The organism is Rufibacter soli, from assembly GCF_054781795.1.
Genome location: NZ_BAAGTS010000003.1, coordinates 239,273 through 259,214, shown reverse-complemented (window position 1 = coordinate 259,214; position 19,942 = coordinate 239,273). Strand labels below are relative to the sequence as shown.

Annotated in this window: 19 protein-coding genes and 1 tRNA gene; 10 read left to right on the top strand and 10 right to left on the bottom strand. The window is 52.1% G+C overall.

The annotated features are described in order from the left end of the window. Nucleotides 1–160: 160 nt before the first annotated feature. The 5 genes from ACYVJQ_RS14510 to ACYVJQ_RS14490 form a co-directional block, all read right to left on the bottom strand. Nucleotides 161–1,330 carry an AIR synthase related protein gene (locus ACYVJQ_RS14510; RefSeq protein WP_460893823.1) on the bottom strand — a complete coding sequence of 390 codons (1,170 nt, stop codon included), beginning with the start codon at nt 1,328–1,330 and terminating at the stop codon, nt 161–163. Between the two features lie 153 nt (nt 1,331–1,483). Then, on the bottom strand, nt 1,484–3,415 hold the full coding sequence (locus ACYVJQ_RS14505; protein ID WP_460893822.1) for an OmpA family protein: 1,932 nt from the start codon (nt 3,413–3,415) through the stop codon (nt 1,484–1,486). Between the two features lie 39 nt (nt 3,416–3,454). Next, a complete protein-coding gene (locus ACYVJQ_RS14500; protein WP_460893821.1) occupies nt 3,455–3,937 on the bottom strand; it encodes a hypothetical protein in 483 nt (160 codons plus the stop codon). Between the two features lie 402 nt (nt 3,938–4,339). Beyond that, a complete protein-coding gene (locus ACYVJQ_RS14495) occupies nt 4,340–5,113 on the bottom strand; it encodes a (Fe-S)-binding protein (RefSeq protein WP_460893861.1) in 774 nt (257 codons plus the stop codon). 129 nt (nt 5,114–5,242) lie between these two features. After that, nucleotides 5,243–6,595, bottom strand: coding sequence for a 4Fe-4S dicluster domain-containing protein (locus ACYVJQ_RS14490; protein WP_460893820.1), 1,353 nt, complete (start codon nt 6,593–6,595; stop codon nt 5,243–5,245). A 181-nt stretch (nt 6,596–6,776) separates the two neighbouring features. Between ACYVJQ_RS14490 and ACYVJQ_RS14485 the strand changes: the two genes are divergently transcribed. The 3 genes from ACYVJQ_RS14485 (at nt 6,777) to ACYVJQ_RS14475 (ending at nt 10,198) form a co-directional block, all read left to right on the top strand. Further along, a tRNA-Phe gene (locus ACYVJQ_RS14485) sits at nt 6,777–6,852 on the top strand. 522 nt (nt 6,853–7,374) lie between these two features. Further along, nucleotides 7,375–8,889: a sensor histidine kinase gene (locus ACYVJQ_RS14480; RefSeq protein WP_460893819.1), complete on the top strand. Its 1,515-nt coding sequence runs from the start codon at nt 7,375–7,377 to the stop codon at nt 8,887–8,889. Between the two features lie 799 nt (nt 8,890–9,688). Continuing rightward, entirely contained in the window at nt 9,689–10,198 is a 510-nt protein-coding gene (locus tag ACYVJQ_RS14475; RefSeq protein ID WP_460893818.1) for a GAF domain-containing protein, read from the top strand. Between the two features lie 506 nt (nt 10,199–10,704). Here the strand turns inward: ACYVJQ_RS14475 and ACYVJQ_RS14470 are convergent. Then, nucleotides 10,705–11,847 (bottom strand): putative sensor domain DACNV-containing protein, encoded by a 1,143-nt coding sequence (locus ACYVJQ_RS14470; protein ID WP_460893817.1) that lies wholly within the window; start codon nt 11,845–11,847, stop codon nt 10,705–10,707. A gap of 343 nt (nt 11,848–12,190) precedes the next feature. On the opposite strand from ACYVJQ_RS14470, the gene ACYVJQ_RS14465 reads away from it, so the two are divergent. Both ACYVJQ_RS14465 and ACYVJQ_RS14460 read left to right on the top strand, forming a co-directional pair. Further along, on the top strand, nt 12,191–13,063 hold the full coding sequence (locus ACYVJQ_RS14465; RefSeq protein ID WP_460893816.1) for a DNA/RNA non-specific endonuclease: 873 nt from the start codon (nt 12,191–12,193) through the stop codon (nt 13,061–13,063). 68 nt (nt 13,064–13,131) lie between these two features. After that, complete coding sequence (locus ACYVJQ_RS14460) at nt 13,132–13,518, top strand: nuclease A inhibitor family protein (RefSeq protein WP_460893815.1); 387 nt, start codon at nt 13,132–13,134, stop codon at nt 13,516–13,518. Between the two features lie 15 nt (nt 13,519–13,533). Here ACYVJQ_RS14460 and ACYVJQ_RS14455 read toward each other — a convergent pair whose 3' ends face one another. The 4 genes from ACYVJQ_RS14455 to ACYVJQ_RS14440 form a co-directional block, all read right to left on the bottom strand. Then, nucleotides 13,534–13,791, bottom strand: a complete 258-nt coding sequence (locus ACYVJQ_RS14455; RefSeq protein WP_460893814.1) for a hypothetical protein — start codon at nt 13,789–13,791, stop codon at nt 13,534–13,536. A gap of 447 nt (nt 13,792–14,238) precedes the next feature. Then, on the bottom strand, nt 14,239–14,823 hold the full coding sequence (locus ACYVJQ_RS14450) for a hypothetical protein (protein ID WP_460893813.1): 585 nt from the start codon (nt 14,821–14,823) through the stop codon (nt 14,239–14,241). Between the two features lies 1 nt (nt 14,824). Continuing rightward, entirely contained in the window at nt 14,825–15,640 is an 816-nt protein-coding gene (locus ACYVJQ_RS14445) for a metallophosphoesterase family protein (protein WP_460893812.1), read from the bottom strand. 228 nt (nt 15,641–15,868) lie between these two features. Continuing rightward, complete coding sequence (locus tag ACYVJQ_RS14440) at nt 15,869–16,963, bottom strand: DnaJ domain-containing protein (RefSeq protein WP_460893811.1); 1,095 nt, start codon at nt 16,961–16,963, stop codon at nt 15,869–15,871. A gap of 241 nt (nt 16,964–17,204) precedes the next feature. On the opposite strand from ACYVJQ_RS14440, the gene ACYVJQ_RS14435 reads away from it, so the two are divergent. From ACYVJQ_RS14435 to rnk, 5 genes are all read left to right on the top strand, one after another. Beyond that, nucleotides 17,205–17,573, top strand: coding sequence for a phage holin family protein (locus ACYVJQ_RS14435; protein ID WP_460893810.1), 369 nt, complete (start codon nt 17,205–17,207; stop codon nt 17,571–17,573). A gap of 15 nt (nt 17,574–17,588) precedes the next feature. Beyond that, nucleotides 17,589–18,215 (top strand): hypothetical protein, encoded by a 627-nt coding sequence (locus tag ACYVJQ_RS14430; protein ID WP_460893809.1) that lies wholly within the window; start codon nt 17,589–17,591, stop codon nt 18,213–18,215. Further along, entirely contained in the window at nt 18,160–18,978 is an 819-nt protein-coding gene (locus ACYVJQ_RS14425) for a geranylgeranylglyceryl/heptaprenylglyceryl phosphate synthase (RefSeq protein WP_460893808.1), read from the top strand. The genes ACYVJQ_RS14430 and ACYVJQ_RS14425 overlap by 56 nt, the downstream gene beginning before the upstream one ends. A 54-nt stretch (nt 18,979–19,032) precedes the next feature. Beyond that, complete coding sequence (locus ACYVJQ_RS14420; RefSeq protein WP_460893807.1) at nt 19,033–19,176, top strand: hypothetical protein; 144 nt, start codon at nt 19,033–19,035, stop codon at nt 19,174–19,176. A 218-nt stretch (nt 19,177–19,394) separates the two neighbouring features. Beyond that, nucleotides 19,395–19,799, top strand: a complete 405-nt coding sequence (rnk, locus tag ACYVJQ_RS14415) for a nucleoside diphosphate kinase regulator (RefSeq protein ID WP_460893806.1) — start codon at nt 19,395–19,397, stop codon at nt 19,797–19,799. Nucleotides 19,800–19,942 lie beyond the last annotated feature (143 nt).

Genomic DNA, 19,942 nt, shown 5'->3' with positions numbered 1-19,942 from the left:
AAGGAGAAAAGTGACAGACGCGGGCAGACCGCCACCCCAGCCCGGAAGCTTGGCAGGAAAGGGAATAGACAGTAAAGGCTTTATGGCAAATGGAAAAGCAGCAGGAGTCGTTGGTGAGAACACCAACAACGGCGGGAGGCGGGAGACTTACTTCTAATTCTTACCCTTCATAATAAAACTCCCCATACGCACTCCTAATAGTCAACTCATTCTTGGCACTCGCCTCTACCCTACCTATCACCTGCGCGTCAATATTGAAAGACTTACTAATGGCAATCAGGTCTTGGGCAATGGCTTCGGGAACGTAGAGCTCCAGGCGGTGGCCCATGTTGAAGACCTTATACATTTCCTGCCAGCTGGTGTTGCTTTGCTCTTGAATGAGTCTGAACAGCGGAGGAACCGGCAGCAGGTTGTCTTTAATAATGTGCACGTTTTTGGTGAAGTGCAGGATCTTAGTTTGGGCACCGCCACTACAATGCACCATACCATGCAGTTGGGAGCGGTAGTCTTTTAAAATTGCCTGAACCAAAGGGGCGTAGGTTCTGGTAGGCGACAGCACCAGTTTACCTACGGTTAAACCGGTTTCAGGCTCAATATCTGTTAAGCGTTTGGTGCCGGAGTAGACTAAATCAGCGGGCACGGCGGGGTCGAAGCTTTCTGGGTAGGCCTGGGCCAGGTAGTTGGCGAAGACGTCATGGCGGGCGCTGGTAAGGCCGTTACTGCCCATGCCGCCGTTGTACTCGCTTTCATAGGTGGCCTGTCCGTAAGACGCGAAGCCTACAATCACATCGCCGGGGTGGATGGTATGGTTGGAGATGACGTCAGCGCGTTTCATACGGGCGGTCACGGTGCTGTCCACAATGATGGTGCGCACCAGGTCGCCCACATCGGCGGTCTCGCCACCGGTGCTGTAGATGCCAATGCCGTTGTCACGCAGCATCTGCAAGACTTCTTCGGTACCGTTAATGATGGCGGCAATCACTTCGCCAGGTACCAGATTCTTGTTGCGGCCAATGGTAGAGGACAGCAGGATGTTATCAGTAGCGCCCACGCAGAGCAGGTCATCGGTGTTCATGATGATGGCGTCCTGGGCAATGCCTTTCCAGACGGAGATATCTCCGGTTTCTTTCCAGTACAGGTACGCCAGGGCAGATTTGGTACCGGCACCGTCGGCGTGCATAATGTTGCAGTACTCGGGGTCACCCACCAGCAGGTCTGGGATAATCTTGCAGAACGCCTGCGGATACAGGCCTTTGTCTATGTTCTGAATGGCGTTGTGCACATCTTCTTTAGAGGCGGAGACGCCGCGCTGCAGATACCGGTTTTCCATGGTGGGCATTGTTTGTGTAAAGGCCGTTTTAGGGCTGTTTTGCCAAAAACGTGCTCTAAACGCAGAGACTGTTGATGGTTGGGCAAAAATAAGAAAGCCTCCCGGTTATGGGAGGCTTTTCTTGTGGTATTTCAAAAATGAAGCGCGGGCAGCTTACTCGGCAATGCGGGTCACCTTGAATTCAGTGCGACGGTTGCGCTGGTGCTCGTCCTCGGTTTTGGCATTTTTCACTACCGGGCGGCTCTCGCCATAGCCTTTTGCGGTGATGCGAGTGGGGTCAATGCCTTTGGAAATTATATAATCTACCGCACTCTGTGCCCGGCGCTGCGACAGGTCCTGGTTGTAGATATCTACCCCGCGGCTATCTGTGTGTGAACTCAGCTCAATGGTGATTTTGGGGTTGTCTACCAAAGTCTGCACTAGTTTATCCAGCTCAACAGCAGCGTCTGGCCTGATATCGGCTTTGTCAAAGTCATAGAAGATGTTCTCCACCACAATGGCCTTATCCTTCACAATTTTGCTGAGCGTGAGCGTGGTAGACAGCCTGATCTCGGTGAGAGGCTTGGTTAATTGGTCTTGCGGCGGGGTTTTGCCTTGGGTAATCACCTGCTGCCGTGAGGCGAAGTAGCCTTGTTTTTCGGCGATAACGGAGTACACGCTGGCCGTATCTAACCTGAAGGTAAAGGCACCCTTCGCGTCTGAGGTGGCCTCATTCACCTTCTGCCCTTGCGCGTTCTGCAGCGTTACCCTAATGCCCAACATGGGCGAGGTGGCATTGGTTTTATCATTGCGTTCCAGCACTTTTCCGTCCAGGATAAAGGCAACCAGCTTGGGTTGATATTTCCGGAATGAATACAGGTCATCACCGCCCTGGCCGCCTTCGCGGTTAGAGGCAAAAAAACCCTGTTCTGGGCCGGTGAGCAAAATAGAGAAATCATCGCCCACGGAGTTAATGGGTGTGCCCAGGTTAATCACGGAGTCACCGCTAACCCTGAACAGATCCAATCCACCCAGGCCGGGATGTCCGTCTGAGGCAAAGTATAGGGTACTGTCTGGGCCAATGTACGGGAAAGCCTCATTGCCGGGCGTATTGATGGTGGGGCCCAGGTTTTCGGGGCGCGAGAAACGGCCGCCAGCATCCAAGGTAGTTTTCCAGATATCATTGCCACCTTGTCCGCCGCGACGGTCTGAGGAGAAATAAAGGGTACGGCCGTCTAAAGAGAAAGCGGGTGTGGCATCCCAGGCGGCATCATCGTTGATGCTGGTAGGCATGGTGGGCTCTGACCAAAGGTTGGTCTTGAAATTAGAGACAAACAAATCCACATCCTGCCTTCCGGTTTTCTTGCCGCTGTTGCTGCGCGCGAACACCATGGTGCGCCCCTCATTGGTAAAGGCCGGCGAGGCATCATGCATGCCCTGCGCGTTCACCGGTCCCTCCAGCAATCTGGCTGGGGAAGCTGTGCCCACCGCGCCGGTATCTGCCAGCATTAAGTAGTATAGGTTCTGGAACCCTTCGCCGTTACCCAGGTAGCGGGTTTCCTCGCGGGTGGACGTAAATAGAAGCTCATTCCCGTTCCGGAGCACCGGCGAAAACTCTGAGGCGGCGGTATTGGTAGCCGGCACGGGTTTTACAATCTGGTAAGTGGGCGTGTTGATGATGGAAGGCACCACTTTCAGGTTTTCTACCTCGCGCTGGGCCTGCGCCATAAAGGTTTTATTAGACGCCACCGCAAGGTAGCGCTGCAATTGCTCGGCGGCCTCATTGTATTTTCCGGCCGCCTTGAGAGCCATTCCGTAGCGGAACATGGTTTCCTCTGTTCGCTGCCCACCGTCAATAGCGGCCTTATAGTACTGCTCGGTTTGGTTGAGACGGTTAGACATGCGGTAGGCTTCGGCTAACTTAAAGTTCACCGCCGGACCGGTACGACCCTTCTTGAGCGCAGCCTGGTAGTGCTCAATGGCCAACTGGTATTCGCCTTGCGCGAAATCTTTGTCGCCTTTTTGCACCGCGCTCCTGAAGGGCCCGCAGGCGGCCATGGCCAAAGACAAAGCCAATCCTAGTACCAGAGTTTTGTTCTGTCGCATGATATGCATTCCTATGCCGTTTGGGCGGTTGAACGATGTCTAAAAATACCGGGCCAGCCAGGTCTCTTTGGCAGGCTTCGGCCACTGGTCTTGCAGCGCGCCTAAGGTTTGTACTAAGGTATCAAAGTAAAGGGTGTCACCAGATAATGCTCCGGCGGCCACTTCTTTTTTCATTTGGGGCATGGGCACGGTCAATACCTCACCATCCTTTTGAAACGAAAGGGTGGTGCGGTCAAAGAATCCAACGTTGAACTCCTGCTCCAACTGGCGTAAAAAGTTCACTGAGGCATCAATTGAGCATCCAGACGCCGAGGCTACTTCTTCATTAGTAGCCAGCAACAGAAAACGTTTCTCCCGGAGGTCATAAGAGGCCTGTAACCCAGCGCCATGGCTGCTCCACTCCGTTACGAAAGCCAGGAGCCGCTGGTTCAGCTGCTCTTCTTCCTGAGACGTAAGTGGCCGGCTGAGCTGGTACACCCACAGGCGGCTATGCGGCGGCAATTGATGAAAAGGAACGTACATGGTACTAATGTGCTAAGTATTTAAGGTGCTAATGTGCTACTTCCTCAATGGGGCAAGTAGCAACACATTTAATCTATTCCAGTAAATAAAGTTGCCTTTTGGGCCTGTTTTCTGTAAAACGTGCTCAAAAGGCAATTTAGTTTTTTTGCTGATTTAATTGCAGCTTATTAATGAGAACCTTGGTTAGTTGAAAGTAGTGCGTATCACGTAGCAAGACCTTGTTCCCCCTTTTCCTCCCGCAAGTTTTCAACTTGTGGGTATCATTGATGGAAGTTTTCAACTTCCTTACAACTTTTTACCAGGCAAGTTGAAAACTTGCCCCTAACCAAGGCCCCAAGTTGAAAACTTGAAGCAGGAATATTAGGATGGTTAGAATACGTGATACGAAATACCTGCTACCAACTACCCATTCAACCCCTCGGCTTGGGCTATGAGTTCAGCTATGTCAAATACCTGTACGGCGTCTTCTTTGTTTTGGCTTTTCACGCCGTCAGACATCATGGTCATGCAGAACGGGCAGGCAGAGGCAATGATGGTGGCTCCGGTGCCAATGGCTTCCTCGGCGCGCTCTACGTTAATGTCTTTGCTGCCGGGCTCAGGCTCTTTCCACATCTGGGCACCGCCGGCACCGCAGCAGAGGCCGTTGGCGCGGCTGCGTTTCATCTCTACCAGGTCAGCGTCCAGGGCGGCTAGTACTTCTCTGGGGGCTTCATAGATATTGTTGGCGCGGCCCAGGTAGCAGCTGTCATGGAAGGTAATGCGTTTGCCTTTGAAGACCCCGCCGCCTTGCACTTTCACCTTGCCTTCATTGATAAGGTTCTGCAAAAACGTAGAGTGATGGATCACTTCATAGTTTCCGCCCAGGGCCGGGTACTCGTTTTTGATGGTATTGAAGCAGTGCGGGCAGGCCGTGACAATGGTTTTGATGCCGTAGCCGTCTAGGGTGGCAATGTTAGTCATGGCCTGCATCTGGAAAAGGAACTCGTTGCCGGCCCGTTTGGCAGGGTCACCGGTACAGGTCTCTTCCATGCCCAGCACGGCGTAGCTGGTGCCCACGTGGTCCAGGATACGCACAAAATCGCGGGTAACTCTTTTATAACGGTCGTCAAAGGAGCCGGCGCAGCCTACCCAGAATAAGACCTCAGGGGTTTCTCCTCGGGCGGCCAGATCAGCCATGACGGGTACTTGTATCTGTTTTTTCTCTGACATAGAGGTAATGTGCTAATTAGATAATGTGCTTGTGTGCTAATTTATTCGGCATGCCGCACAAAAGCTAATGCGCGTTAGGGTAATTGCGTTTTAAGCCTAGTTTTTGGAAACCGTGTACAAATCATTGGCCCAGTTGAAGCGGTCGCTAGGCGAAAAGGCCCAGGGCGCGCCGTTGTTCTCAATGTTGTTGAACATGGTGTTCAGGGCCGCCGGCGCCGCCGATTCTTCCAGTACCAAATACCGGCGCATGTCCATGATGGTAGATAGCTGGTTGATATTGACCGGGCAGGACTCTACGCAGGCGTTGCAGGTGGTGCAGGCCCAAAGCTCCTCTGGGGTCACGTAGCCACGCAGCAGGGTACGTTCTTCAGTGGCTTTCACGCGCTCAGACTCCTCTTTGTAATGGGCTGGTGAGAAGATGAGCGGTGACTCACCTTTTTCTTCCATCCGGTCACGGGTATCCATGATGATCTTCCGCGGCGAGAGCAATTTGCCAGTGAGGTTGGCCGGGCATACGCTGGTGCAGCGGCCGCACTCGGTGCAGGTATAAGAGTCCATGAGCTGTTTCCAGGTGAGGTCTCCCACGTCCTGGGCGCCAAATTTCTGCGGCTGGGCTCCTTCGGGGGCGGGCGGTACCACGTAGCTGGGGTCCAGCATGGCTTTTATCTCATGGGTAATGCTTTCCACATTGCTGAACTGGCCCTTCGGCTCCAGCTTGCTGTAGTACACATTAGGGAACGCCATGATAATATGGAAGTGCTTGGAACTTGGCAGGTAGTTCATAAAGGCCAGAATGCCTATGATGTGCACCCACCAGCCAATGCCGGCAATAAGCGCCAGAGTAGACACGTCACTCCCGAACAGGTTGACCATACTGGCCGTTACCGGGAAGGTGCCGGGGAGCTCGTGATTGTTGAGCTGGGCCATCTTCTGGTCAGCTATGTTAAAGGCGAAGAGCGCCAGCATGAGCACGATCTCCGTGACCAGAATCACATTGGCATCCATCTTGGGCCAGGCGCGCATCTCAGGGCCGCGGGTCAGGCGGGGCACTTTGGTGATGTTGCGGCGCACCAGGAAAATAATACAGGCCACAATTACCAAGGCACCCAGTACTTCGTTCACGGCCATGAGGGCGTCATAAGCTGGTCCCAACACCCCAAAGGCGCGGTGCGTGCCGAAGATGCCGTCTATGAAAATTTCCAGCACTTCAATGTTGATCACCAGGAAACCTACATACACAAAGAGGTGCAAAAAGGCGGGCCAGGGACGCTTGAACATTTTTTGTTGCCCAAAGGCTACCAGTAAAACGGCGTTGATTCGCTCAGACACGTTGCCGGAGATGTCGCGGTCGCGGCCCAGGTTGATGTTGCGGGTGATCTTGCGTATCTGCCACACAAACAGACCTATACCCAGAACAGCTACTAAAAGAAAGGCGATGGTATGAATCACGGAAGGGGTGGTTAGCGTTGGAATCTGCTTCTACTACGAACGAATTTAGCAAAGTATTCGGAAACCGGTATAAAAGATTTTTTTGCCGTAAGTTTTGCAAATATGGTCTGGCTGCTTACCTTTGCATACTTTTTAACCACAACGGCAGCGAAACATCTCCGGAACGGTCACAAAAGGTGCTGGTGATGTAGCTCAGTCGGTAGAGCAAAGGACTGAAAATCCTTGTGTCGTTGGTTCGATTCCAATCATCACCACCAGCAATTAAAACGCCCACTTCTTTTAACAGGAGTGGGCGTTTTTGTTTTTACCACTCCCCCTTCCAGTACTTCTCCACTAGCGTTTCCATTCCCGTGCGGCCATGTGCATACGTCTTACTCCATAAACGTACTCACCTTGAAAAAAGCACTCTCTAAAATGCTATTACATCTTTCGGCCCCTTCTTGTCCGCCAGTTACCTAAAAACCACATACCAGGTGAATGGGGAAAGGCATAGCAGCAAATTGACCAATGCATAACAACTTCCCTGGCACAATAGCGCCTTTTAAAGGCAGCCAAACAGGGATAGGGTCAATAGTATTGATTAAATTTAGGAGCGTTGGCCCTGTACTCTACCCTACCTGGCTTTCAGATTCACCCGAGGGCAACTTCCCGTTCCAGGCGAAACTCTTTATTGCTGCAATCTATGGCCGGGACCGACATTCCTAGCATAAACACGTATGAGTATTTTAAGTTTACTTTGCAGGAAAGGAAACAATGCTACCAAGAGAATAAAAAAATAGATGCTCAGTCCAGAAACCATAGGAGCGGTTTTCGCTCAATCCAATACTCCACATCTGGTTCTGGCTGCCGAAGCCAGCTTCCCGGTAATCTCTGCAAACCAGGCTTTCTGTGATTGGGTAGACGCAGACCAAGAGGAACTGTCTCGGTTAACGTCCTTTCCTGCGGCCCTGATTGGCCATATCCTGAGTATTTCTGCCTCCCACCTGACCCAACTGGTGGAAGAGGTGGTTGCTACCAAAACAGCCTTCAAACGGAAGGTGGAACCCAAAGAGCGGGTCACAAAACAGCTTCCTATCAAAGAAGGATGCGTGCTGGAGATCTATCCTATCCTGGACACTGCGGTGGTGATAAGGGTACAACCTCTGGCTACCATCCAGCCTATGCCGGCGGTCAGGCCCAACCCAGAGGTGACTTCCCACATAGACTATCGGCTCCTTCCCCTCATTCTGGACAGCCTCGCCAATGTCATTTTCTTACTTGAGGTAGAGGCAGAAGACACCTACAGGTTCTCTTTTGTCAATAAAGCGTTCCAGGTCACAACTGGGGTCCCCATACATAAGGTAGAAGGCAGCTTAGTGGATGAGGTTATACCAGAACCTTCCCTTACCCTGGTCAAAGGGAAGTACGCTGAGGCGATTAAAACCGGGCAACAGGTGTCTTGGCAAGAAGTTTCTGAATACCCCACGGGTAAGAAGACCGCTGAGGTAGCGGTGGTACCCGTCTTCAACGCCAAAGGGAAATGCGAGCGCCTGATTGGCATGGTGCATGACATCACAGCGTTTAAAACGGTAGAAGAACAGCAGGAACGCCTTAGCCAGGAACTCTCCAGGCAGAACCAGGACCTGCATCAGTTTAACTACATTGTGTCACACAACCTGCGCGCGCCCGTGGCAAACGTACTTGGGTTAAGCAAGCTGCTCACAGAAAAACCAAAGGATTCTAAGGAGTTTGACGTTGGGCTGCAATACCTGCACAAGAGCGTCAAACGCATGGACGAAGTCCTCATGGACCTGACCAATATCCTCTCTATACGGGATGGCAAAGACATTATCGTGAAACGGGAAATTCCCTTGCAGGAAGTTTTTGAGCAGGCCATGTATGACCTACGCGACTCCCTGGAACAGTCTGGAGCCAAGGTGGAATCTGACCTAGAGCCCGAGACAAAGGTGCAGGGGTACCGGGCCTATCTTCATAGTGTTTTCTACAACCTGCTTTCTAATTCCATTAAATATCGCTCCCAGGATCGCCCACTTATGATTTCGGTGAAAGCGGAGAAAGACCCCAGGCAATGCGTGAAGGTGACCGTGTCTGACAACGGAACCGGGTTTGATGCCCGCAAAGTCCATGACCAGGTCTTCCGGCTCTACAAACGCTTCCACCCAGACAGTGTGGGAAAAGGAGTTGGTTTGTTTATGGTAAAGACCCAGGTGGAAGCCATGGGTGGCAAGATAAAAGTAGACAGTGCGCTAGACCAAGGCACCACCTTTGAAATTTTGCTGGTCAAAAACAATTGAAGCCCACCTTTTCCTCCTCCTTCCATGGATTATCAGACTCTTTTTAAAAGACTTAAGCAGCTTTAACACGGGCTTAGCACGCCGGTTACTTATTTAACATGCTATTATTTAAGCATTTACACAACCTTCTTTTAATGCAGGGCGTATACTATCTTGATCTCGTAAATCAAAAAGTTTGTAACTGTTCAATTTAGGCTCTTGCTTACCGGTGAGAATCTAAGTGAAAAAAGGAGTCTTATGGAAACATATAGACTCCTTTTCGCTTTTAAGCCCCTCCTCTAACCCAATCAATGTCTGAGCTAGCTCTGCACTTAGGCAAGCGCAATCCTATTTTTAGAGAGAATTCCTGTTTTGGGGCTGTTTTTAGAAAAAGAGGCTTAAAACAGAATTGCCCATGAAAGCTGAAAACAAACCTAGACAACCTTTACAGCTACCTTATCTTTGAAAACTAATTTTGGCTATTTTTTATCAGCCCCTAAAGCCTTCCACGCGTTCCAAAGGGGAAATCCATATCAAAAGGTTAATATCTTTAAAGGAAATGCATCTCCCTTTTAAAGCTAATTTACGTTTATCATTTACGGTTTAAAGGACCTAATAAGAATCTTCATTCGCGTTTTCCTGCAGTAGAACTATCATGTAATTCCAGCTTTTAGCCCTCTCTATATCCCCTACTTTCTCATTTACTCTAGTCATTGGCTGTCACAGAATCTTGGGAATAGGTCTTTTCTCCACTCAATTGTTTGCAACTATTACCAGGCAGCCTAGGTTAAGATAGGTAGCACTATTAGTCACTTCACGCATGGACAATACCTTCGGCCTACCCCTTATTCCCGAGAACGAGGAGCAAAGGCTTGCCAAACTACATAGCCTGGATATTCTAGATACACACCAGGAAGAAGGGACCTTCAAGTATGTGGCCAGTATGGCGGCACGCATGTTCAATGTACCCATTGCGCTGGTGAACCTAGTGGAAAGCGATTCGGTGGTGACCAAGGCGGGCGTGGGTATGGAAGATGGCACGGTGACACCCAGGGGAGTGAGCCTATGTTCGTTGGCCATCCTCCGGAAAGACCCCACTATTTTCAAGAACGCCCTGCAGGAGCCCTGCCTCCTAAGCAACCCTATGGTAACCGGTGACCTCGGGCTACGTTTTTATGCGGCGGCTCCATTGACCACTTCAGACGGATATACCATTGGCGCGCTGTGCATAGTGGATAAAGAACCCCGAGATTTCTCTGAAACCGACCAAAAGATTCTGGAGAACTTGGCCTCTATCATTATCTCTGATATAGAAAAAGGAAAGGCGTAAACGCAAGTCCCAAGTAAGAAGCTTCTTTGGGTAGGTTATACCCTTTTCTTGGAGCGAATCCTTATCTAGAAGTTTCCCTCACTCATCTATGGCTCAAAACAAGAATCCCGCTTCAAGGTCTGAAGCGGGATTCTTGTTTTGAGGTGTTTTGCGAAAAACGGGCTAGAAACAGAAAGAATAGAATTTATGCTATGCTTCCTCTCTTAAGTTAAATATGCATACACTCATCAGAGTTACTAACAATTTTGGGGTTATCAACACCACTTACTAACACTATTAGATATTAATGCTTCTATATTGCTAATTCCTATATTAAAAGCCAATATTTATAGCAGCCGTTATTTAGTATAAGTGGGCGCTCAAGGGTAATTGTTCTTCGATGAAGTTATCTGTTCATTCTGTCATGATAAAGGAATCCGCTCCTGCAGTTGGTACCCTGCCTATCAAGATTATCAACTGCTAGACCCATTTATTCAAATGGTGCATCTGACTAATTCACATAAACCCTACAACAACAACATATCCACCCTATGCGCGTGCACCATCATCTCACACGGTGACCAGCTGAAAATAGTGAAACGGCCGTCTTGTGAGGCCACCAAGGCAATGGCATCCTGGTTGTCGTGCACGAACTGGGCCGCGGAGAGGTGGCGGGTGCCGCCATTGTTGCTGGGGTGCACGATCACGGGTTCGCTGCCTACTACCGGTTCAGTGACCACAATCTGCTCCACCAATTCGTTGCCGTCTGCCCTAATGATCTTCGCCCCGAAGGCCAGGAGTTCATGTTGGTCACTGATTACGGTAGCACCGTCCACGGCGGTGAGGCCGGCCACTCCGTCTATTTCCCGCCTAAGGGCACCCTGCCAGATACTGCGGCTGCGGTCTTCCTTGTCCTGCTGCATGAGATGGGCCAACGCCGAGAAAGCCGGGGCAACTGCGTAAGGCATAGGGCGCACCATAGACTCCTGCCATTTGTGAGATCCGGCGGGTACCACTAACAGGGTGCCACCCCGGCCGTGGGCGCGCATAGACACGGCCAGCTGCACCAGCACATTCACAGAGTCATCCCAGGTAGCGGGTGCGGTGAAACCTAGCAGAGAAGTCATCACGGCGGGGCAATCAGGGAGGGTGTCACTGTGTTCATCAATGATTTTAATGTCATCGCCTTTGAGCACGGCTACGTTGGCAAACTTACCAAAGCCGCTGGCGCGCCGGTGCTTTACCACCAGCAGGCCCGGCTCAGAGACATCCAGCACAAAGCAGAAACTCAGGATTTCGCGGGTAGTGCCCCAGAGGTAGAGTTCGCCTTTCTCCATCCAGACCCCCAGGTGAATGCCCGGCCTTTCTACCCCGGGTGCTAGTTTGGTGAGCGTATAGGAGGTAAGGGGCAGGCGTTGGGCAAACAACAGCGGCTTACTGGCTTGGTCAGGAGACAGAAAGGCCAGGGAGATTTTAGGCGACTGGCCTTCTTCCTTGCGCAGACTGGCCCAGAAAGCGGCATCAATCAAGGCCTCAATCACCTGGGCAGACGGGGCCGGGGCCAGGTGCTCTTCCCCCCTGAGACGGGCGTCGGCCTGCTGTTCGGCAAAATGGTTTTCTATAATGGGGGCCACGGCTTTTGCCGCGGCATAAGTAGACGTACGGTTCATGTTCCAATGTTCATTTTGAAAAGCTACCCTGGAAAGCCCTCGTGCTTTATGCAAAAGGTGGGATTAGGCTTTGCTGCCCGTGCCTGCGGCTGGCTGGTACAGGGTGATAGGCTGCTTTCAGTACCTAACTTACATTTTGTTTAGCAGTGTGCAAGCCACGGCCAGTATTAGTTTTAGCAGGCTGCGCCCCACTTCTGTTTTGAGGCTATTTTTCTAAAAACAGCCTCAAAACACCTTGCCCCAGCAGGCGGGGCTTATTGTTATAAAAATAATATATAGGGCTTTGCCTGTGGGCCTGAACCCACTATATTTCATAAATATTTAAAACCTAAAACTCCCCCTTATGAAACACCTGTACCGTCCCCTGCTTTTGGCGCTTGCCCTGGGCTTTGCCACCTCCTGTTCTATTGAGGATGTAGCGCCAGACAAGGCCATTAGCCAAACCAACATCAGTAATGCCACCGCTACCCAAGACAGCCACCTGACCATGGGTAACCCCAGCGGCGCCGGCACCAGTTACAGCAACTACCTGGTAAGCAAACACCAGTACGTTATGTCTTACAATAGCTACCGGGGCACGCCTAACTGGGTAAGCTGGCACCTGAGCAGCGCCTGGGTAGGCAGCACACCCCGCCAGGACGATTTCCGGGCAGACACATCTTTGCCTTCGGCCTTTTACCGCGTACAGTCCAGTGACTACACCGGCAGCGGCTTTGATCGGGGCCATAACTGCCCGTCGGCAGACCGTACCCTTACCGTGACAGACAATTCCGCTACGTTCTTAATGTCTAACATGATTCCGCAGGCCGGGCCCAACAACCAGCAAACCTGGGCTAACCTGGAGAATTACTGCCGTACGCTTATCAATGCCGGCAATGAGTTGTACATCATCATGGGCAGCTATGGCAAAGGCGGTACTGGCAGCGCTGGTTACAAAGAGACCCTGGCCGCCGGCAAGATCACCGTGCCCAACCGCATCTGGAAAGTGATTGTGGTGTTACCCAACGGTACCGGTGATGCCGCCCGCGTAACCACCGGCACCCGCGTCATTGCCGTGAACACCCCTAACACCACCAGCATCAGCAGCAGCTGGGGCTCTTACCGCACCACCGTAGACGCTATTGAGGCCGCCACCGGCTATAATATTCTTTCCAACGTATCATCCAGCGTACAGTCTGTGATTGAAGCCAGGGTAGACTCTGGCCCTACGCAATAAGTTACCTTCCCCGCGGGGCAAACGACTTTACAGGTAATTGCCCCGCGGGATTACTTTTCATTATGACGATGTCTTCCTTATTACCCCAGTTAGAGCAGGCGGCTAAGGACCTGCTGTTCATAAGTGAGAGCGAGGCTCCGCTGGAACCCTTCACGCTGCCCGCAGGCACCCCAGCCGAAACCCAGGACGGATTTCTGGCGGCCATGGGCCAGACAGGCCAGCCGGTGGAACAGGTAGAGCTGCCGTACTTCTTCCGGAATATGGTGCGGCCCTCTGATGACCCTGTAGAGCAAGCCTCCGCAGAACGCTTCAAGGCGCTGCAGACCTGGCTGGAAACCAACCTGCAGGAACTGAAAGTGTATAGAGTGGGGCAAACAGAGGTACAGGCCTATATCATAGGCAAGGCGCAGGATGGCTCCTGGCTGGGCCTGAAAACTACCTTAATTGAAACCTAGCGTGTAGAGTACTATCTATACCAGTTCCTTTAAAAGGTTCTCCATGGACGTGGTCTTCAGGTAAGGGTCTAACTGCTCCTGCGAGGTAAACGTGCGTACCATGCCAATACTGCCGCAATGTTCCAACAGCCAGACCTCGGCGTAAAAGCTACCCATAAAATACAGACTGATGTGGCACCAGCCCTTAAGGCGCGCATGCAGGTAGCGGCCCGAATTCTGCATATACCTGATCTGTTCCGTTAAAGGCAACTGGCTAAATTCCTTCACTTTCATTTCCATCTCTTCTCTTGCCGTATTGATTTAAGGTACGCTCCCTGCCGCTTCTTTAGTGTTTAAGGTAGCATTTTTATTTGGTTTGCCGCCCTGTTGCCCTTAGGTTCACTAAAAGACTTTCCCCACAGAATTGTCCACATCCTGTAAACGGTAGAGCGCCTGGCCCCTGGCCGATGGGAAAGGTGTTCCAGAAGACCGAAGCGTAGTACCAACCAGTGGCAGTTTCTATGGGCCTTCTGGCAGAAAGCTATCTGTTCAACGCAGCTTTGTTTTAGTTGGTTTTTTCTTGGTGGCAGAGTGCAAAGAGGTTCTTTCCGCAATACTGTTTTTGGCTTATTTTTATAAAAACAGGCTCAAAACGGTACCATTGGTTTTCTAGAAATCGCCCATAATTCTCCTCGTAACCACCAGGTAAGTAACGGAAAATTAGTGGCTAGCCGGTGCCTCTCACAGTCGCATTTTCACCCCCAGCGCCAGGTGGAAGATTTTGGTGGGGCTCAGGTAACGGGGGTTCTGGAGATAGGAAATCAGGTATTCGCCCATGGTGCCGGCCTCATAGTAAGCGGCGAAGCGGTGGAGTTTCTCTACCCTGGTAAAGTTTACCTGACCGCCGGCAAACAGGTAAAAGTTGAGGGCGGTAGAGAACCGGTAATAGCTGTTTGGGTAGCGGCTCAAAAATCCTTCGGCGGCAAAGTAATCACCCCCAAAGGTATAGCCTAACTGTACACCTGCAGTGAACGGGTGCCAGTCTATCTTCTTTATGGCTACCGGCCTAAATGGCAGCAGCGTTGACTTTAGGGCCACCGTAAAAATATGGTCGCCGCCTATGCTTTTGGGTAGAAAGCCTAGTGAAAGATCACTTTCCAGGCGGCTATGGAACAAGTGGCGGCCAATGCCCACAGAAGCCAACCCTACGTCACCGGCAAACTGGGCCTTTAAATAGTAGGGAGACCATTCCTTTTCCTGTCCCGTTACCTTCTGCGACCCTACCAGCAGCAGAATGACCAGCGCCGCTTTTATAATGGATCTCATATCAATAAGTCACTTTCTCTAGGGCGTACCCGCCGTCCCAGATTTTGAGGTAGGTAAAGCTGCGCTCCTTCACCGTGGTGGTGACATGGTATAGAATAGAGCCGTCATAGGTGTTCTGGGTGGTCCAGCTGTGTTTGTGGCCGTGCAGACTAAGGGCGACGGTCTGGGCCTGGGCCAGGGTCTGGTGGAAGGGCAGTTCCAGCTGCTTGTCAAAGTCGGTGTCAAAGGGCGGCACGTGGGAGACCACAATGGCTTGCTGCCAGGTGTCGCCGCTCGCCGGGGTCAGTTCCTGCTGCAGCCAGTCCAGGTCAGGCACCTTGCCGTTGAACCCGTACTCGCGGCCATTGGTATCTACAAACACAAACTTGGTGTGCCCATAGGTGAAAGAATAGTTGAGCGGCCCGTACATTTTCTTGTACACCTGTCTGGCGTTGCCCAGCATGTCATGGTTGCCAATAACGGTAAGGTAGGGCCATTTGAGGTCTTGCATGATGTCATGCACCCAGGTAAATTCCTGAGACATGCCAAAATCTGAGATATCGCCCAGATGCACCACAAAATCTATGTTGGCGTAAGTATTGGCTGTGCGCACAAAATCTACCGTTTCATCATAGAACCGCTGGGTGTCACCCATGACCAAGAGGCGCACGGTATCTTGCGGGTTCTGCGAAGCCAGGCGTTTGAGATTATAAGCCGTCAGGTCCTTTTCATGGTCTTTGAGCCTGATCTGGTTGGGGTGGTATTCAAAAAGCTCGTCACAGGAAGAAGCCAGCAAGAGCACAAGAAGCAAGGGTAAGCGGAAAGAAAGCAGTCTCATAAAAATGGGGATCCTCTACCAACCAGGAACTTGCCTGGCGGTATCTGGCGGCAAAGGTACGGTGGTGGAAGACGGCAAAGAGGGGTTTTGGCAGGCAGGCGTTTTTCTATAGCAGGTATCTTTTAGGAAAGTGATCTTCCTAGCCGCCTTGTCAACACCTTTACCCAATCAGCAGAAACCTGTTTTGGGCCTGTTTTCTCAAAAACGGGCTTAAAACAGAAAACCGCGCTACGGAGTGGACGGGCAAAGGCGGGCAGCTTCTTCGGCGGCCGCCGCAAACCCAAGCTGGGCCGCTTTGGAGAGCAGCGAGCAACCGGTAGCAGAATCCTCCTGGGCTTGTTTCACTTTAGCCTGCAGGTAAAAGGCTTTGGCGTTTTGGCCATCGGCCCGCAGGGCCTGCCGGGTGTCTTGCCAGGCCTGGTCATACTGTTGCGTGCGGTAAAAGGCGAAGGCGCGGTACAGCAAAGGCTCTACCCTTCCCTGCGGCGTTAGCTTAGCGGTTTTCAGGTAGTTGGTTAAATCTGTCAGGGCTTGGGGCCAGTTGTCTTCCAGTTGCAGGTGCACCAGGGCCCGGTCCAGGTGAGCCGCTGGCTGGGCGCTATCCTGGGCGAGGGCCTGGTTGAGGTCTTGCAGGGCGTTCTGGTACTGCCGGGTCTGCAGGTAGCTTCTGCCGCGGGCGGCGTACCAGCGGGCGGGCGGGGTCTCCTTTTCCTGCAGTGCCCGCGTGTAATCTTCAATGGCGCCGGCCGGGTTCTTTAAGTGGGCCAACCTCAGCCCCGCCCGTTTTACCCGGGCCTCCTCCAGACCGGGTTTGTAGTCCAGGGCGGTGGAATAGGCGTCATGGGCCTGGGCCCAATTCTTTTTCAGTTCGGCCTCCTGGGCGCGTTGCATGGCCCTGCCCGAGGCAATCTGGTCCCAGCCCAGTTTCAGGGCCAGCACCACTAAGATCACCAGCAGCACTACTCCTACCATGATTTGGATATCGTGGCGGGTAAAGCGGGTGTGCTTTTTGGGCCGCTCGCGGTAATAGCGTTCCTGGAAACCGGCCGGCTGGCGGGTATGGTGGTAGCGGGGTGTGGCGTAGGCCTGCGCCTGGCGTTGCTGCAGCTCATACTGCAGTTGCAGGTCAAAGGAGGCCCGCCGCCTTGGGTTGGAAAGCACCTGATAGGCCTCGTTCACCTGCTTGAACCGCTCCTCGGCGGGTTGGTTGCCCGGGTTCTTGTCTGGGTGGAATTTAAGGGCCAGCCGTTTATAGGCCGCCTTTATCTCAGCGGCGCTGGCCTTGGAGGTGACTCCCAGTATTTGGTAGTAATTATTTTTCAAGGGCTGAAAACGGCGTACGCGACCCGCAAAAATACGAGATTCCTTTCCTGAACGGGTACAATTGCCCATGGTTTCTGCCCTATTTCAGAAAAACGGCCTTAAAACGCCCTTCTTGCCCGGACCTGGCTTATCCGTGGCCCTTTCATTTGCGTATGGAATTTTGAGGAGAATTTTTTTTGGAATATTTTCCGGAGATGTTCCGTATATCTCACCTACGCACCAACATCAACTAAAAAGAAACATGGCAGAAGACAAAAGCAAAACAGATAGCATCATTGGTAACCTGATGGGGTACATAGACACCCGCCTGGACCTGATCAAGCTTGATTTACAGATTAAACTGAAAAGCATTTTTGTAAGCACTATCCATGGGGTACTGCTAGGGTTGGTAGGCGTGATGGTGCTGCTTTTTCTGAACGTGTTTATTGCCCTTTTACTCAATGACCTGCTGGACAGTTCCTACTGGGGCTTCGGGATTGTCACGTTATTTTACCTTATCTTGCTGGTCATTCTGGTGGTGGGCCTGGACAAGAAAGTATTCCAGGGCATGGCTGACAAGGCCTTCAGGAACACCATCTACAAAGCCGATGAATCTGACCAAACGATCTAATCTATACCTGTAACTATGAGCGAACTAAACAATCCGCTTTTTGAGGACCAGCGCGAGTTTCTGGAGCGTCAGAAAGAAGAATATAAAAATGCCTTACTGAGTGATGTCACAGACCTGAAAGACCAGTCTCAGAAAGTAGGCAAGAACCTCTTGATGGCCGGCGGCTTTCTGCTGGGCGTTTTCTTGGTGAGCAAAGCCTTTGCCGGCGGCAGTGACAAGCCTAAAAGAAAGAAAAGAGGCAACCGCCTGGAGAACCCTGCCCGTTTTAAAGGGGCCGAGGACCGTGCCTGGATCTCCTCTATCCCAGACGTAGAGGATGACGAGCCGCTCTACAGCGCCATTGAGCGTACCTACCCAGCCGTTTACCACCCTTCTACCGGTACCGTGGCTGAGCCGTACCAGGCAGACAAAAGAAAAGGCAGTTCTTCTGCTTCTTCCTCAGTGCTGAAGGCTTTCTTCCAGTCAGACCTGTTCAAGGTGCTGGAGCAACAACTGGCAGCCGTCCTCATGGTGTACCTCACCAAAATGATTGAGCAGTACACCCACCAGAACCGCGCGCAGCCGGTGTTGGTAGAGGAAACTATTATTGATTACCAGTTACAGCCAGACCAACCTACGGATGCCCAACCGCAGCAGCTATAAGCCATTTTCAGAGTTACATACCCCAGCCACCGCTAACCGCCCCAAACGGTTAGCGGTTTTGCTGGACCCAGACCACCTCACCGTTGCCCGTTGCCAGGAAGTACTGGCCCTGAGCCACCGGCATGAGGTAGACTATTTCTTTATTGGCGGCAGTCTGATCTCTAACCCAGACCAGGCCTCTTTGGTAGGGTACCTCAAACAGAACAGCAGCATTCCAGTAATCCTTTTCCCCAGCAGCGGCCTCTACATAGACCCCCAAGCCGACGGCATGCTTCTGCTCTCGCTTATCTCGGGCCGTAACCCAGATTTTTTGATTGGCCAGCACGTGGCCTCAGCGCCGCTGCTTAAATCAAGTGGGCTGGCCCTGTACCCCACCGGCTACATGCTCATTGACTCTGGTCGGCAGACCACTGCCTCTTACATGAGCGGCACCACCCCTATTCCGCATGACAAGCCTTCTATTGCCGCCTGCACCGCGCTGGCCGGCCAGATGCTGGGCCTGCAGTACATCTTTTTAGACGGCGGCAGCGGGGCCATGTACCCGGTGAGCGCCGCTATGATTCAGGCGGTGCGGCAGGCGGTATCCCTGCCTCTTCTGGTGGGCGGCGGCGTGAACACCCCAGAAAAAGCAGAGGCCGCCTGGAAAGCCGGTGCCGATGTTCTGGTGGTGGGCAACCATATTGAAAAGGCCCCGCAGTTTATTACCGAGGTAAGTGAAATAAAACAGCGCTTTAACGTGGCCTTACCGCAGGAACAAGCGTAAAAGAATTGTTTTTGATGCTTTTTTTGCCTATCTTTGAAATTAGCCAATTCAATAATGTACCCGTTCAGAGACCTACCCACTACCCTTTTGCAGCCGTTCACCGGCCTGGTAGCAGCGTCTCATCATGCCTCCCTGCGTGATGTGTTGAACGGCTATTGCCTTTTCTTTTTCACGTCGCCCAAAGACTTTAATAAGTAAGCCGGAGGCAGCATCCGGCACGTTTCCCCTTTGCCGCTACCCGCGGAAGTACAGGTATTCCCTGTGCTTCCGCGGGTAGCGGCTTCTTCTTTTCCAGTTCTTTCAACGGGAGTCTATAAGCCTTCCGCCTGCCCTGGCCTTTAGCCCTGGCACAAGAACCGTACAAAGAAGCTTCGCACCCTTCGGCCCTTTTCTGTTCACTTTAATTTTTTACCAACATGGACTCTGTTTTTTTAACCGAGAAAGACTATGAACGTCTTCATTTATTAGTACAGGCCCAACGGTCTGTGGCCCCTGCCGCCATGGTAGAGGGCCTATGCAAGGAATTGCGCACCGCTACCCTTCTCCCCGCCGAGCAAGTGCCGGTAGACGTGGTAACCATGAACTCTGAGGTACGCCTGCGCGAAAAGACCAGCGGCACCGTCATGGACCTCACCTTGGTTTACCCCAAGAACGCTGATGTGACCACCCGCAAGATCTCCGTACTGGCCCCCGTGGGGTTTGCCATTCTGGGCAGACAGGTGGGCCAGGAAGTAGAGTGCCCGGCCCCCCGCGGCACGCTGCGCTACCAGATTGAGCAGGTCATCTACCAACCAGAGGCCTCCGGCGACTTTAACCTGTAAGGAGACCTACGCTTGGCTGTTCTTCCTCTTTTTTCGTTTTGAGCCTGTTTTGGTGAAAACAGGCTCAAAACGCGAATGGGTGTGCCCTTACCACAAGGCCTCCCGCTGTTACCTGTTGCCTCCTTTCCGGAGGTTATTTTTAC

Coding starts and splice junctions, on each gene's coding strand:
- ACYVJQ_RS14510 (WP_460893823.1), bottom strand. CDS start 1,330: ATGGAAAACCGGTATCTGCAGCGCGGCGTCTCCGCCTCTAAAGAAGAT.
- ACYVJQ_RS14505 (WP_460893822.1), bottom strand. CDS start 3,415: ATGCGACAGAACAAAACTCTGGTACTAGGATTGGCTTTGTCTTTGGCC.
- ACYVJQ_RS14500 (WP_460893821.1), bottom strand. CDS start 3,937: ATGTACGTTCCTTTTCATCAATTGCCGCCGCATAGCCGCCTGTGGGTG.
- ACYVJQ_RS14495 (WP_460893861.1), bottom strand. CDS start 5,113: ATGGCTGATCTGGCCGCCCGAGGAGAAACCCCTGAGGTCTTATTCTGG.
- ACYVJQ_RS14480 (WP_460893819.1), top strand. CDS start 7,375: ATGCTCAGTCCAGAAACCATAGGAGCGGTTTTCGCTCAATCCAATACT.
- ACYVJQ_RS14475 (WP_460893818.1), top strand. CDS start 9,689: ATGGACAATACCTTCGGCCTACCCCTTATTCCCGAGAACGAGGAGCAA.
- ACYVJQ_RS14470 (WP_460893817.1), bottom strand. CDS start 11,847: ATGAACCGTACGTCTACTTATGCCGCGGCAAAAGCCGTGGCCCCCATT.
- ACYVJQ_RS14465 (WP_460893816.1), top strand. CDS start 12,191: ATGAAACACCTGTACCGTCCCCTGCTTTTGGCGCTTGCCCTGGGCTTT.
- ACYVJQ_RS14460 (WP_460893815.1), top strand. CDS start 13,132: ATGTCTTCCTTATTACCCCAGTTAGAGCAGGCGGCTAAGGACCTGCTG.
- ACYVJQ_RS14455 (WP_460893814.1), bottom strand. CDS start 13,791: ATGAAAGTGAAGGAATTTAGCCAGTTGCCTTTAACGGAACAGATCAGG.
- ACYVJQ_RS14450 (WP_460893813.1), bottom strand. CDS start 14,823: ATGAGATCCATTATAAAAGCGGCGCTGGTCATTCTGCTGCTGGTAGGG.
- ACYVJQ_RS14445 (WP_460893812.1), bottom strand. CDS start 15,640: ATGAGACTGCTTTCTTTCCGCTTACCCTTGCTTCTTGTGCTCTTGCTG.
- ACYVJQ_RS14435 (WP_460893810.1), top strand. CDS start 17,205: ATGGCAGAAGACAAAAGCAAAACAGATAGCATCATTGGTAACCTGATG.
- ACYVJQ_RS14430 (WP_460893809.1), top strand. CDS start 17,589: ATGAGCGAACTAAACAATCCGCTTTTTGAGGACCAGCGCGAGTTTCTG.
- ACYVJQ_RS14420 (WP_460893807.1), top strand. CDS start 19,033: ATGTACCCGTTCAGAGACCTACCCACTACCCTTTTGCAGCCGTTCACC.
- rnk (WP_460893806.1), top strand. CDS start 19,395: ATGGACTCTGTTTTTTTAACCGAGAAAGACTATGAACGTCTTCATTTA.